Source organism: Marinomonas vaga, from assembly GCF_055388305.1.
This window is the reverse complement of the sequence record NZ_AP043903.1, coordinates 3,456,171-3,473,514: the sequence shown is the minus strand read 5'-3', so window position 1 is coordinate 3,473,514 and position 17,344 is coordinate 3,456,171. Positions and strand designations below refer to the sequence as shown.

Sequence of the window (17,344 nt, the reverse complement as noted above, 5' to 3'; positions counted from 1 at the left end):
TGAAAATTCTATCAAGGTAATCATCATGAGCGACAATCAAGTTTCCTTTGCAACTCTCGGTAATGCAGTTGGCTTCGTAGTACAAATCAGTGGATCGGTCAGAGTCCAATCCATAGATGGTCAAGAGCGGATTGTTAACGTTGGGGATCCTATATTCTACGGTGAAACCGTTATCGCTATTGGTAATGGCAGTGCCACCATCGAGTTTGTAGATGGTAACCAGATTGTTGTGGCCAACGAGGCCGTCGTCGAAATCACAGATGAAGTTTTCAGCTTTGGTGACGCTCAAGAGCTCGTCGCCGACTCCAGTGTCGATTTTGATGAATTACAACAGGCCATCCTTGAAGGCCAAGACCCTACCTTAATCCAAGACGCTCCGGCCGCAGGTAATGACGGCACTGATGATGGGGATAGCGACCGTGTTGACGTCAGCATCAACCGTTCAGGTCAAGAAGCACTTCCTTCCTACGGCTATGACACCGATAACAGCCGGGACGTTGATACAGGTGGCTCAGCTTACTACGGCCGTGAAACCGCTCCAGATCCATTTGCCTTTGCGACGAGTAGTACTACAAATAACACTTCAGCGTCTTCTAGTGCCTCTACAACACCATTAACGATTAATCTGGATATTGATCCGATTACCACTGACTCAATTGTTAACGCGGCAGAAGCTGCGGACAATGTTACGGTTACGGGTAGTGTAACAGGTGATGCGTTCACTTCAGGTACAGTCCAACTTACAGTTAACGGCACTGTATATACTGGTACTGTGGTAAATGGCGGATTTTCAATCTCTGTAGCGGGCAGTGACCTGGCGAATGACGCAGATGCCATCGTTGATGGTAGCGTTCAAGTATCTAATTCAGCAGGACAGACAGGTCAGGCGAGTTCTAGCCAGTCTTATGCAGTTGATGTCACAGCGACAGCGGGTACAGTGACGGTAGACGATATCACCTCTGATGACGTGATCAACGCGAGCGAAGCGGCAGGCACAGTGACCGTGACCGGTACGGCCACAGGTGGCGATATCGCAGAAGGCGATACGGTTACTCTAGAAATTAACGGTAATATTTACACAACCACAGTGGCCGCAGGTGGCACATGGTCTGTGGACGTTGCGGGCACAGACTTGGCAGCGGATACGGCGTTCGATGTGAGTGTTGAGTCTGATGATGCTTCCGGTAATTCAGTCGTCAGTAATGGAAGCTCTACTCATACGGTTGATACGACTGCGAGTGCAGGTATTGATATCGACACCATTACATCCGATAGCATTCTAAATGCATCTGAAACAACTAACGGAAATATCGTTACAGTCAGTGGATGGGTGTCTGGGGATGCCAAAGCTGGCGATACTGTCCAAATTGTTTTGGATGATGCGGTGATTGCTGAAACAGTTGTGTCAAGTCAAACGGACTCCCTCGGGCGATTAACGTACTCGGTAGGTGTTTTGGGAAGCGTTCTGGCTTCAACTTCATCTGCAAATCCATATATTACTGCAAAGGTTTCTGGAACGGATGTAGCTGGTAATAGTTTTTCCGTGACCAGTACTGAGATTTATAAAGTTGATACCTGGGCTGATATCGAGGTATTTGCTCAAGATGGTAATGGTGATTTAACGGTTAACTACGATGAGCAAGGATCACTCTTAATTGGTGGTTTTACCGAAACTGCTAGCACTGTTACTGCTTTAACTATTTCCGACTCTGCTGGCAATAGCATAAGCATTCCTTTAGCTGATATTTCATACACAGATAGTGACGGGTGGGGGTATTTTGAGGCAAACGTTGATGTTACCGGCTTGTTAGATGGTGTTTTGACAGTAAACGCATCTGTATCTGACGCTGTAGGTAATGTGGCATATGCTGCACCAAGCACTATTCAAAAGGATACTGTCGCAGATCAAGGTACTGTAACAGTAGATAACATTACATCAGATGACATGATTTCTCTCGACGAGAGTCAGCAAGTCCTTCCTGTCACTGGTACCGCGATTGGTGGAGATATTGCAGAAGGCGATACTCTGACTCTAGAAGTTAACGGAACTAAATATACAACTTTAGTTGGTGTTGACGGGCATTGGTCTGTCGATGTTCAAGGATCTGATTTGCTCGCGGATACTGAGATTAGCGTCGTCGTTAACTCAAGCGATTCAGTGGGTAATACAGTGAAAAGTTTCGGGTATTCTACTCATTCTGTTGTGGCGCCAGTGGTGAGCATCGCGGCGGACCAAACCAACGTGACCGAAGGTGGCACAGCAGGCTTCACCGTGAGCATCGACCAGGTGGCGGATGAAGACGTTGTCGTGAGCTTCACGTACAGCACGACTGATGCAGACGGCAATGACTACACAGGTGTTGCGAGCGTGACGATCCAAGCGGGTCAAACGAGTGCAGACCTAGACATCGCGACCATCGATGACGGCATCTACGAAGGAGCAGAATCCTTCACTGTTAGCATCGACAGCGTGAGCGGTGCGGATGCGACCGTGTCTTCTGATAACGGCAGCGCGAGCACGACGATCGTTGATAACGAAAGTGCGCCAGTGGTGAGCATCGCGGCGGACCAAACCAACGTGACCGAAGGTGGCACAGCAGGCTTCACCGTGAGCATCGACCAGGTGGCGGATGAAGACGTTGTCGTGAGCTTCACGTACAGCACGACTGATGCAGACGGCAATGACTACACAGGTGTTGCGAGCGTGACGATCCAAGCGGGTCAAACGAGTGCAGACCTAGACATCGCGACCATCGATGACGGCATCTACGAAGGAGCAGAATCCTTCACTGTTAGCATCGACAGCGTGAGCGGTGCGGATGCGACCGTGTCTTCTGATAACGGCAGCGCGAGCACGACGATCGTTGATAACGAAAGTGCGCCAGTGGTGAGCATCGCGGCGGACCAAACCAACGTGACCGAAGGTGGCACAGCAGGCTTCACCGTGAGCATCGACCAGGTGGCGGATGAAGACGTTGTCGTGAGCTTCACGTACAGCACGACTGATGCAGACGGCAATGACTACACAGGTGTTGCGAGCGTGACGATCCAAGCGGGTCAAACGAGTGCAGACCTAGACATCGCGACCATCGATGACGGCATCTACGAAGGAGCAGAATCCTTCACTGTTAGCATCGACAGCGTGAGCGGTGCGGATGCGACCGTGTCTTCTGATAACGGCAGCGCGAGCACGACGATCGTTGATAACGAAAGTGCGCCAGTGGTGAGCATCGCGGCGGACCAAACCAACGTGACCGAAGGTGGCACAGCAGGCTTCACCGTGAGCATCGACCAGGTGGCGGATGAAGACGTTGTCGTGAGCTTCACGTACAGCACGACTGATGCAGACGGCAATGACTACACAGGTGTTGCGAGCGTGACGATCCAAGCGGGTCAAACGAGTGCAGACCTAGACATCGCGACCATCGATGACGGCATCTACGAAGGAGCAGAATCCTTCACTGTTAGCATCGACAGCGTGAGCGGTGCGGATGCGACCGTGTCTTCTGATAACGGCAGCGCGAGCACGACGATCGTTGATAACGAAAGTGCGCCAGTGGTGAGCATCGCGGCGGACCAAACCAACGTGACCGAAGGTGGCACAGCAGGCTTCACCGTGAGCATCGACCAGGTGGCGGATGAAGACGTTGTCGTGAGCTTCACGTACAGCACGACTGATGCAGACGGCAATGACTACACAGGTGTTGCGAGCGTGACGATCCAAGCGGGTCAAACGAGTGCAGACCTAGACATCGCGACCATCGATGACGGCATCTACGAAGGAGCAGAATCCTTCACTGTTAGCATCGACAGCGTGAGCGGTGCGGATGCGACCGTGTCTTCTGATAACGGCAGCGCGAGCACGACGATCGTTGATAACGAAAGTGCGCCAGTGGTGAGCATCGCGGCGGACCAAACCAACGTGACCGAAGGTGGCACAGCAGGCTTCACCGTGAGCATCGACCAGGTGGCGGATGAAGACGTTGTCGTGAGCTTCACGTACAGCACGACTGATGCAGACGGCAATGACTACACAGGTGTTGCGAGCGTGACGATCCAAGCGGGTCAAACGAGTGCAGACCTAGACATCGCGACCATCGATGACGGCATCTACGAAGGAGCAGAATCCTTCACTGTTAGCATCGACAGCGTGAGCGGTGCGGATGCGACCGTGTCTTCTGATAACGGCAGCGCGAGCACGACGATCGTTGATAACGAAAGTGCGCCAGTGGTGAGCATCGCGGCGGACCAAACCAACGTGACCGAAGGTGGCACAGCAGGCTTCACCGTGAGCATCGACCAGGTGGCGGATGAAGACGTTGTCGTGAGCTTCACGTACAGCACGACTGATGCAGACGGCAATGACTACACAGGTGTTGCGAGCGTGACGATCCAAGCGGGTCAAACGAGTGCAGACCTAGACATCGCGACCATCGATGACGGCATCTACGAAGGAGCAGAATCCTTCACTGTTAGCATCGACAGCGTGAGCGGTGCGGATGCGACCGTGTCTTCTGATAACGGCAGCGCGAGCACGACGATCGTTGATAACGAAAGTGCGCCAGTGGTGAGCATCGCGGCGGACCAAACCAACGTGACCGAAGGTGGCACAGCAGGCTTCACCGTGAGCATCGACCAGGTGGCGGATGAAGACGTTGTCGTGAGCTTCACGTACAGCACGACTGATGCAGACGGCAATGACTACACAGGTGTTGCGAGCGTGACGATCCAAGCGGGTCAAACGAGTGCAGACCTAGACATCGCGACCATCGATGACGGCATCTACGAAGGAGCAGAATCCTTCACTGTTAGCATCGACAGCGTGAGCGGTGCGGATGCGACCGTGTCTTCTGATAACGGCAGCGCGAGCACGACGATCGTTGATAACGAAAGTGCGCCAGTGGTGAGCATCGCGGCGGACCAAACCAACGTGACCGAAGGTGGCACAGCAGGCTTCACCGTGAGCATCGACCAGGTGGCGGATGAAGACGTTGTCGTGAGCTTCACGTACAGCACGACTGATGCAGACGGCAATGACTACACAGGTGTTGCGAGCGTGACGATCCAAGCGGGTCAAACGAGTGCAGACCTAGACATCGCGACCATCGATGACGGCATCTACGAAGGAGCAGAATCCTTCACTGTTAGCATCGACAGCGTGAGCGGTGCGGATGCGACCGTGTCTTCTGATAACGGCAGCGCGAGCACGACGATCGTTGATAACGAAAGTGCGCCAGTGGTGAGCATCGCGGCGGACCAAACCAACGTGACCGAAGGTGGCACAGCAGGCTTCACCGTGAGCATCGACCAGGTGGCGGATGAAGACGTTGTCGTGAGCTTCACGTACAGCACGACTGATGCAGACGGCAATGACTACACAGGTGTTGCGAGCGTGACGATCCAAGCGGGTCAAACGAGTGCAGACCTAGACATCGCGACCATCGATGACGGCATCTACGAAGGAGCAGAATCCTTCACTGTTAGCATCGACAGCGTGAGCGGTGCGGATGCGACCGTGTCTTCTGATAACGGCAGCGCGAGCACGACGATCGTTGATAACGAAAGTGCGCCAGTGGTGAGCATCGCGGCGGACCAAACCAACGTGACCGAAGGTGGCACAGCAGGCTTCACCGTGAGCATCGACCAGGTGGCGGATGAAGACGTTGTCGTGAGCTTCACGTACAGCACGACTGATGCAGACGGCAATGACTACACAGGTGTTGCGAGCGTGACGATCCAAGCGGGTCAAACGAGTGCAGACCTAGACATCGCGACCATCGATGACGGCATCTACGAAGGAGCAGAATCCTTCACTGTTAGCATCGACAGCGTGAGCGGTGCGGATGCGACCGTGTCTTCTGATAACGGCAGCGCGAGCACGACGATCGTTGATAACGAAAGTGCGCCAGTGGTGAGCATCGCGGCGGACCAAACCAACGTGACCGAAGGTGGCACAGCAGGCTTCACCGTGAGCATCGACCAGGTGGCGGATGAAGACGTTGTCGTGAGCTTCACGTACAGCACGACTGATGCAGACGGCAATGACTACACAGGTGTTGCGAGCGTGACGATCCAAGCGGGTCAAACGAGTGCAGACCTAGACATCGCGACCATCGATGACGGCATCTACGAAGGAGCAGAATCCTTCACTGTTAGCATCGACAGCGTGAGCGGTGCGGATGCGACCGTGTCTTCTGATAACGGCAGCGCGAGCACGACGATCGTTGATAACGAAAGTGCGCCAGTGGTGAGCATCGCGGCGGACCAAACCAACGTGACCGAAGGTGGCACAGCAGGCTTCACCGTGAGCATCGACCAGGTGGCGGATGAAGACGTTGTCGTGAGCTTCACGTACAGCACGACTGATGCAGACGGCAATGACTACACAGGTGTTGCGAGCGTGACGATCCAAGCGGGTCAAACGAGTGCAGACCTAGACATCGCGACCATCGATGACGGCATCTACGAAGGAGCAGAATCCTTCACTGTTAGCATCGACAGCGTGAGCGGTGCGGATGCGACCGTGTCTTCTGATAACGGCAGCGCGAGCACGACGATCGTTGATAACGAAAGTGCGCCAGTGGTGAGCATCGCGGCGGACCAAACCAACGTGACCGAAGGTGGCACAGCAGGCTTCACCGTGAGCATCGACCAGGTGGCGGATGAAGACGTTGTCGTGAGCTTCACGTACAGCACGACTGATGCAGACGGCAATGACTACACAGGTGTTGCGAGCGTGACGATCCAAGCGGGTCAAACGAGTGCAGACCTAGACATCGCGACCATCGATGACGGCATCTACGAAGGAGCAGAATCCTTCACTGTTAGCATCGACAGCGTGAGCGGTGCGGATGCGACCGTGTCTTCTGATAACGGCAGCGCGAGCACGACGATCGTTGATAACGAAAGTGCGCCAGTGGTGAGCATCGCGGCGGACCAAACCAACGTGACCGAAGGTGGCACAGCAGGCTTCACCGTGAGCATCGACCAGGTGGCGGATGAAGACGTTGTCGTGAGCTTCACGTACAGCACGACTGATGCAGACGGCAATGACTACACAGGTGTTGCGAGCGTGACGATCCAAGCGGGTCAAACGAGTGCAGACCTAGACATCGCGACCATCGATGACGGCATCTACGAAGGAGCAGAATCCTTCACTGTTAGCATCGACAGCGTGAGCGGTGCGGATGCGACCGTGTCTTCTGATAACGGCAGCGCGAGCACGACGATCGTTGATAACGAAAGTGCGCCAGTGGTGAGCATCGCGGCGGACCAAACCAACGTGACCGAAGGTGGCACAGCAGGCTTCACCGTGAGCATCGACCAGGTGGCGGATGAAGACGTTGTCGTGAGCTTCACGTACAGCACGACTGATGCAGACGGCAATGACTACACAGGTGTTGCGAGCGTGACGATCCAAGCGGGTCAAACGAGTGCAGACCTAGACATCGCGACCATCGATGACGGCATCTACGAAGGAGCAGAATCCTTCACTGTTAGCATCGACAGCGTGAGCGGTGCGGATGCGACCGTGTCTTCTGATAACGGCAGCGCGAGCACGACGATCGTTGATAACGAAAGTGCGCCAGTGGTGAGCATCGCGGCGGACCAAACCAACGTGACCGAAGGTGGCACAGCAGGCTTCACCGTGAGCATCGACCAGGTGGCGGATGAAGACGTTGTCGTGAGCTTCACGTACAGCACGACTGATGCAGACGGCAATGACTACACAGGTGTTGCGAGCGTGACGATCCAAGCGGGTCAAACGAGTGCAGACCTAGACATCGCGACCATCGATGACGGCATCTACGAAGGAGCAGAATCCTTCACTGTTAGCATCGACAGCGTGAGCGGTGCGGATGCGACCGTGTCTTCTGATAACGGCAGCGCGAGCACGACGATCGTTGATAACGAAAGTGCGCCAGTGGTGAGCATCGCGGCGGACCAAACCAACGTGACCGAAGGTGGCACAGCAGGCTTCACCGTGAGCATCGACCAGGTGGCGGATGAAGACGTTGTCGTGAGCTTCACGTACAGCACGACTGATGCAGACGGCAATGACTACACAGGTGTTGCGAGCGTGACGATCCAAGCGGGTCAAACGAGTGCAGACCTAGACATCGCGACCATCGATGACGGCATCTACGAAGGAGCAGAATCCTTCACTGTTAGCATCGACAGCGTGAGCGGTGCGGATGCGACCGTGTCTTCTGATAACGGCAGCGCGAGCACGACGATCGTTGATAACGAAAGTGCGCCAGTGGTGAGCATCGCGGCGGACCAAACCAACGTGACCGAAGGTGGCACAGCAGGCTTCACCGTGAGCATCGACCAGGTGGCGGATGAAGACGTTGTCGTGAGCTTCACGTACAGCACGACTGATGCAGACGGCAATGACTACACAGGTGTTGCGAGCGTGACGATCCAAGCGGGTCAAACGAGTGCAGACCTAGACATCGCGACCATCGATGACGGCATCTACGAAGGAGCAGAATCCTTCACTGTTAGCATCGACAGCGTGAGCGGTGCGGATGCGACCGTGTCTTCTGATAACGGCAGCGCGAGCACGACGATCGTTGATAACGAAAGTGCGCCAGTGGTGAGCATCGCGGCGGACCAAACCAACGTGACCGAAGGTGGCACAGCAGGCTTCACCGTGAGCATCGACCAGGTGGCGGATGAAGACGTTGTCGTGAGCTTCACGTACAGCACGACTGATGCAGACGGCAATGACTACACAGGTGTTGCGAGCGTGACGATCCAAGCGGGTCAAACGAGTGCAGACCTAGACATCGCGACCATCGATGACGGCATCTACGAAGGAGCAGAATCCTTCACTGTTAGCATCGACAGCGTGAGCGGTGCGGATGCGACCGTGTCTTCTGATAACGGCAGCGCGAGCACGACGATCGTTGATAACGAAAGTGCGCCAGTGGTGAGCATCGCGGCGGACCAAACCAACGTGACCGAAGGTGGCACAGCAGGCTTCACCGTGAGCATCGACCAGGTGGCGGATGAAGACGTTGTCGTGAGCTTCACGTACAGCACGACTGATGCAGACGGCAATGACTACACAGGTGTTGCGAGCGTGACGATCCAAGCGGGTCAAACGAGTGCAGACCTAGACATCGCGACCATCGATGACGGCATCTACGAAGGAGCAGAATCCTTCACTGTTAGCATCGACAGCGTGAGCGGTGCGGATGCGACCGTGTCTTCTGATAACGGCAGCGCGAGCACGACGATCGTTGATAACGAAAGTGCGCCAGTGGTGAGCATCGCGGCGGACCAAACCAACGTGACCGAAGGTGGCACAGCAGGCTTCACCGTGAGCATCGACCAGGTGGCGGATGAAGACGTTGTCGTGAGCTTCACGTACAGCACGACTGATGCAGACGGCAATGACTACACAGGTGTTGCGAGCGTGACGATCCAAGCGGGTCAAACGAGTGCAGACCTAGACATCGCGACCATCGATGACGGCATCTACGAAGGAGCAGAATCCTTCACTGTTAGCATCGACAGCGTGAGCGGTGCGGATGCGACCGTGTCTTCTGATAACGGCAGCGCGAGCACGACGATCGTTGATAACGAAAGTGCGCCAGTGGTGAGCATCGCGGCGGACCAAACCAACGTGACCGAAGGTGGCACAGCAGGCTTCACCGTGAGCATCGACCAGGTGGCGGATGAAGACGTTGTCGTGAGCTTCACGTACAGCACGACTGATGCAGACGGCAATGACTACACAGGTGTTGCGAGCGTGACGATCCAAGCGGGTCAAACGAGTGCAGACCTAGACATCGCGACCATCGATGACGGCATCTACGAAGGAGCAGAATCCTTCACTGTTAGCATCGACAGCGTGAGCGGTGCGGATGCGACCGTGTCTTCTGATAACGGCAGCGCGAGCACGACGATCGTTGATAACGAAAGTGCGCCAGTGGTGAGCATCGCGGCGGACCAAACCAACGTGACCGAAGGTGGCACAGCAGGCTTCACCGTGAGCATCGACCAGGTGGCGGATGAAGACGTTGTCGTGAGCTTCACGTACAGCACGACTGATGCAGACGGCAATGACTACACAGGTGTTGCGAGCGTGACGATCCAAGCGGGTCAAACGAGTGCAGACCTAGACATCGCGACCATCGATGACGGCATCTACGAAGGAGCAGAATCCTTCACTGTTAGCATCGACAGCGTGAGCGGTGCGGATGCGACCGTGTCTTCTGATAACGGCAGCGCGAGCACGACGATCGTTGATAACGAAAGTGCGCCAGTGGTGAGTTCAATTTCTCAGAATGTTAGCGCGGAAGAAGGCGACGACCTTGCGTTCGATGTGACGCTAAGCAATACAGCGGATACGGCACAAACGTTCGCGTTCAGCTTGACGGACGGCACGACCGATAGCAGTGACTACGGCGATGTGACGTTCAGCGACGGCGTGACCCTCAACGACGACGGCACCATCACGGTTCCAGCAGGTGTTGAAAGCTTCACTGTGACGGTAGCGGGTGCAGAAGATACGGTTCTTGAAAGCGATGAAACGTTCACGTTGAGTGTGGGCGGTGTTGAGAGCACAGGCACGATCACCAATGACGATATTTACGTGAATATTGACATCGATCCTATTACTTCAGATTCAACTGTTAACGCTTCTGAAGCGTCTGGAACGGTTGTTATCACTGGTGTAGTTACTTCAGGCGATATTATTGCCTCAGGGGAAGTAACTTTGGTAATAGGAGGAGAGAGCTATACTGGAGCAGTTGATGTTTCTAATGGTACTTTTTCCATTACAGTTGATGGCTCAAGTTTAGTCCAGGACTCAGATAGAATTGTCGTTGCTAATGTTACCGTGACGAATTCTGAGGGACATGTCGGAACAAGTCAGTCCACAGAGGCGTATTTTGTTGACACATCGGCTCGCGGGTCTATTCAGGTAAATTCAATTACATCTGATGACATTGTTAATATCGAAGAAAGTACTTCTTCTATTATTGTCTCTGGTCGAGTCGGTTTTGATGCTGCTGCGGGGGATACCGTTACATTGGTCATTGGTGATACGACTTATACAACGACTGTTATGGCCAACAAAACATGGGCTGTTTCGGTCGCAGGGGAAGATTTAGCTCAAAATACTACGTTTACAGCTAAGGTGACTGGTGAAGATAGTGCTGGCAACCCATTTACAGCCACTACAACTTCAATCCACCAAGTCGACTTGTCTATTGGTTCACCGACGCTTACGTTTGAAAGCACTGGTGAGGATGAGGTTTATAATGCGGCGGAAGTCGCCGCTGGCGAAGCAGATACTATCACTGCCACCATTTCTGTTGATGGATCGGAAGTGGGGGATATCTTGACGTACAGTGTGAACGGTGCGGTCAGTACCCATGTGTTAACACAAGCTGAGATAGCTAACGGTTATGTAATCGAAGTGGCTCCAGGCGCAGAAGTAAAAGCAACGTTATCTGATTCAGCGGGTAACATGTCGGACGAAGTGAGTGCAACAGTTGCTATAGCAGACGTCAGTATCGGCACCCCTGTTATTTCATTCCAAAGTACAGGTGATGACGATATTTACAATGCAGCAGAAGTTGCTGAAGGCGAAGTTGGTACGATTACTGCGACGATTTCGCTTGGTGGTTCAGAAGTAGGGGATACTTTGACGTTTATCGTTAATGGTGTTGAGAGCATTCATACATTAACGCAAGATGATATTAACAATGGATATACTATCGAAGTACCTCCTGGTGCAGAAGTGAAAGCAACCTTGTCTGATGCTGCAGGTAATACCTCTACGCAAGCGAGCGAGATTGCAGCAGAGGCGGATCTGTCTGTCAGTGGTTTAACGTCCGACATCACGGATGCGACCAACAGTGGTTCGAACGACGACACGATTACCAACGATGCGACGCCAGACATTACGGGTGTGACGGAAGCGGGCGCGACTGTGACGATCACGTACACAGATGCGAATGGCACATCGCGCACGGCGACTGGCACAGCGGATGGTGATGGTAAGTACACTATCGCGATCGACAATGCGCTGGCCGAAGGTTCAAACACACTGAGCATCAAAGCGGTAGATGTTGCGGGCAACGAAACGACGACCACGCAAAACGTGACGGTGGATACTTCCGTTAGCGGCTTGACGTCCGACATCACGGATGCGACCAACAGTGGTTCGAACGACGACACGATTACCAACGATGCGACGCCAGACATTACGGGTGTGACGGAAGCGGGCGCGACTGTGACGATCACGTACACAGATGCGAATGGCACATCGCGCACGGCGACTGGCACAGCGGATGGTGATGGTAAGTACACTATCGCGATCGACAATGCGCTGGCCGAAGGTTCAAACACACTGAGCATCAAAGCGGTAGATGTTGCGGGCAACGAAACGACGACCACGCAAAACGTGACGGTGGATTTGGCCGCTGAGGTTCAGGACGAGCAAGTGTCCATGCTTGAAGATGGTTCTCCTATCACCATCGATATATTAGATAACGATGAGTCTGGTGCTTCTTTAGTCGAAGACAGCTTCAGCTATGACGAGTCTCTTGGCACGGTAACTTTGAATGAGGATGGCACGATTACATTTACGCCTAAGGCGAATGTGAGCGGTGACATTGAAATTCAGTACACTGTTCAAGATGCAGCGGGCAATACGTCTACGGCTACTGCAACTGTGACAGTGACTGCGGTTGCTGATGCGCCTGTTATCGCAACATCTTCTGATGATTCGTCTTCTGCACAGGGTATTAGTTATTCCTTCTGGACGGGAGTTGATTCTAGTACTTATGGCGGTAACGGTGGTACGCCTGAGCAGCTAGCTGCTTTGGTGGATTCTTACTCTTCTGTTCCACCTGTTGGTTCTGGTGTAGTCCAATCAATTCCAAATCTCGATAACATTGCTACTGGTACTCTTGCAGTTGCTACGACTTATGTTTATCTGGAAGCTGGGTCAAATTACAGTTTCACAGGCAGTGCTGACGATACTTTCTATGTCAAAGTGGGCGGAGATGTGATTGCTGAGGCCCAATGGGACAACGGTAATAGTGGTGTTGAGTCTCAGGTACTTACTGTTTCTGAATCCGGTTACTACCCTGTTGAAATTGCATATCACAATGAAGATGGTAATGGGTATGTGAATCTAGGGATTAAGATTGACGGTGGAGATAGCCAAGAGTTTGGTACAAGTACTTTGTCAATGTATCCAACCTCTGTTATCCCAGGTGTTGGCGAGGCGGTTTATGAAGACGATGGTGTAACCGTTGATCACTACCTAATGTTAAATGCAGGGTATGAAGATCAAGCAGTACAGTTGGAATCGTTCACTATCAACTTAGCTGATACAGATGGCTCTGAGTCCTTATCTACGGTGATCTCTGGTGCGCCTGCCGGTACAGTCATTACTATTGGTGATGATGAGTTTACATTTGGTGCTGACGGCACAGTGGATGTAGGTGGTATTACTGACTTTACTGATATGACGTTAGAAACACCTGAGGATTACAGTGGAGAGTTCACATTAACGTTCACTGCTACTGCTACGGAAGCTTCTAATTCTGATACGGCTGTGTCGACTAAGTCCATTGATGTAACTGTCTATGAGGTTAATGACGCACCTTCGATCTCGATTGGAGCAGGTGATACTGCTTCTATTACGGTCTCTGAAGAAGGTCTTGCCAACGCGAATGCTGATACGGATGGTTCAACCGATACTACAGATGCTGTGACTGCGTCAGGAACGTTGACGGTTTCTGACGATGGCACAAATGCAGACATCAAGATGTCATTTGTTGCTCCTGCAGATGGTTTGTATGAGTCTAATGGTGTGGACATCAAGTGGTCGATTGTGGACGGTCAACTTGTTGGTAAAGCAGGCGATGAAACTATCGTAACCATCACTGTTTCTGATGTAGTGAATGGGCAAGTGACTTATCAAGCTACTTTGACTGGGCCGATTGATCATTCTGATAGCTCTACCGAAGATACTCTAACCATCGACTTCGGTGTTGTTGCGACGGATGATGGCGATTTAGCGTCTGCTACTCAGACTGTTTCATTAGTGGTGGAGGATGATTCCCCTGAATCAACAACCACAACAGATACTATTGAACTGGTTAAAGAGTCTAGCGCCGCGTCAAGCTTCACGGTGTCTTCTATCGCTGGTGGCTTCGTTAATCCATCCTTCAGCAGTGGTGAAAACCGTACTCAACAACAAAATACGGACAGTGACAGCTACAAAGACAAATTATCTTGGGACGATGGCAGTGGTTGTGATCCAACCTCCATTGCATTGACAGATACTTCGTCTGTTGCGTCTACAGATATGGGCTCTAACATTGTGATCGGTACTTTCACGCATGTGAATACGCCAGTTAGTACCAGCTATAAGTCTTTGGATAGCACTAATCTAGAGTACAAGGTAACGGTTAACATTAATGGTGTTGCCACACTTGTGACTTTAACGGCTCAAGTTGTAGTGGATGAGACCAATAACTCGAATAATGATTCAAGTGATTACATTCAGTTATCGAATTTGAGCTCTACGACTGTAACTGTTGATGGTGTGGATTATGTGGTCAGCTTGAGTGGATTCTTGGACAGCAACGGGAATGTTATTACCCAATTCTCTACTGCTGAAGACGCAACCAGCCAATACTCTGTTGTGGCGAACGTGTCTACTTCCAGTGGTTCTGTACCAGAAAGTGACTACGGCACCATTACGGGTAATGTCAGCTTGAATGTAGATGTGGGCGCTGATGGCGGTTCCGTTGTTGCTGAGACCATTACCACTGATAAAGGTACATTAGTGGTTAAAGCTGATGGCAGTTATGAATTCACTCCAAGTGATTCGTTTGCCGGCAGTATTTCTCAAGGTTCTTCTGGAGAAGCAGTATTCACTTACCATGTGAAAGACGCGGACGGAGATACGGTTGAGAATACGTTGACATTGACTGTTAATGACGCGAACGATGCACCAGTCGCTACGGATGATGTATTGACCACATACACTGGATTGAAAGGCGAATACTTCGGCTTTAACGAGCAAATTGATGATCTGGTTGACTTCAAGTCTTTGATCGCTGGAAAAACTGCGGATGCAACCTTTATTGGTCAGAATATTAATTATCAGTACGGTACGGGTGATGTTGGTAAAGATTCTAACTTACAGAATTTCCTTGGATCTGACGCCAGCTCGCTAAGTACCGACCCTGGTAACACCTCGGATGGTGGTATTCGTCTAACTGGTTATATCTACTTAGAAGCAGGGACTTATAACTTCAAGGTTTATGCAGATGATGGGTATCAGATCACAATTGATGGTAATGCAGTCGCGACCGTTACTAATAATCAAAGTCCAAACGGTACGGTTCATAATGCGTTTACCGTTGAAGCAGACGGCTATTACAGCATTGAAATGCTATGGTGGGATCAGGGCGGTGATTACGTCTTCCAACCTACATTAAGTTCTGATGGTGGTAATACGTACTCTGTTTTAGATAGTTCATCGCTTACAACCAATCCAACGGGAAGTCAGTCCGTGACGACAACGGATGGACAGTCCATTGTTATTGATCCAAGTGTGTTGTTGTCTAACGACACGGATGCAGATGGCGATACCTTGTCTGTTACATCTGTTGACAATGTACAGCATGGCTACGCCTACATTAATTCAGCTGGCAAGATCATTTTCGTTCCAGAAGCAGGTTACACAGGCAGTGCATCATTTGATTACACGATTACGGATGGTAATGGAGCATATGACAGTGCTACCGCTACGTTAGAAGTTGATGGTGATATGAGTGGTCAGGCATCCGTTGATGTTACGATAACTAAAGTTGGCTCTGGAGATTTGCAGGACCCAACTGCTGGTGTTTCATTTGATTCTTCTGTCTTAACTAAACATTACGATCATGATTACAATAGCTGGTTTAACTTCCAGAACAAACAATATCAAGTTATTGTTGATGACGACGTAGATGGGGCGTCTATGCAGACAGGCAATGGTGATGACATTGTGACTGTAGGAGATGACGTTAAGAATAGTGGCCATATTGATACTGGTGAAGGGAATGATGTAGTGATTATTGGTGACGACATTACATCTTCTAGTTCCGTGCATCTGGGTAATGGAGATAACATTGCTAAAGTGGTAGACGATGTAGATGGTCATATCGAGTCTGGTAGTGGTAATGATACTGTCTATATTAAAGGCAACTTAAACGGCACATCCGACCTTGGCGACGGTAATGATGTCGCAGTGATTGTTGGTAGGCTGGATGGATATATCAGTGGCGGTTCTGGTACGGATTCAATATGGCTTCAAAGTTATAGCTATAACGACTGGGTCAATAACAAAGATAACATCAAGTATGACGTAGCAAACTTTGAAAATATTAAGTTCAAAGATGGAGCTGTGATCGGGGACTCAAATGCCTTTGCGACGAGTTTCACATATTCAGTATCTGTTGATATCAACGACTTGGCTTCAGGAGAAGATGTAATTAGTGTCACCATCTCAGGCGTCCCTGATGGTGCTAAGTTGCAACAAGATGGTACAGATCTAACCGTAAACTCTGACGGTACTTACACTGTCTCTGTTACATCCGGTTCTACCACCATTGACAATCTGACAGTCGTTAGTGAAACCGACTCTGATATTGCAGAGTTTGAGTTGATCGCTACAGTGACGACAGATGGCGACAACACTGGCATCGTAGGCTCTTCTGATGAAGAGGATACTGTCGGTACTGGTGGCGATGACTACTTAGTTGGCGATAGCGATGAAGATTCATTGCTAGGCGGTGCAGGTGACGATGTCTTGTTCGGTGGTGATGATGAGTCGGTTGATGTGCTGGTGGGTGGCGAAGGATCTGATATCTTTATCCTTGATAACGATACCAACCTAGGCAACGGGTTTACCCAAGATGTGTTGATGGATTTCAATGCCAGTGAAGATGCCATTGATATCTCTGATTTGTTGGACCTACCGTCAGAGACAAATTCTGAGGATATCGATGCGGTTCAAGCCTTCTTAGAAGCGAACGTGACCATCTCTGAAGATGACGAAGGTGTGAAACACCTCTCTATCGGCGAGGGAGATGAGAAGCAAGACGTTGCCACTTTTGGATCCGACAGTAACTTGGATACAGATAACAGTGGCTCGGTTGGCTCTGGCGATTCCTTAACGGTGATCTACAACAACCAAGAGTACAACATCAATCTAGACGGCTAATATCGCGTCTCATTGAGCACAAAGCAAAAAGGCCAGCAGGTGATCCTGCTGGCCTTTTCTTTTTTAAACAATTAGTTGCCCTTGTGGGAGAAA

At 51.4% G+C, this 17,344-nt stretch carries 1 protein-coding gene; it reads left to right on the top strand.

What is annotated here, in order from left to right:
- Nucleotides 1–25: 25 nt before the first annotated feature.
- Complete coding sequence (locus ACZ5DR_RS16300; RefSeq protein WP_464543791.1) at nucleotides 26–17,251, top strand: Calx-beta domain-containing protein; 17,226 nt, start codon at nucleotides 26–28, stop codon at nucleotides 17,249–17,251.
- The last annotated feature ends 93 nt before the right edge of the window (nucleotides 17,252–17,344 follow it).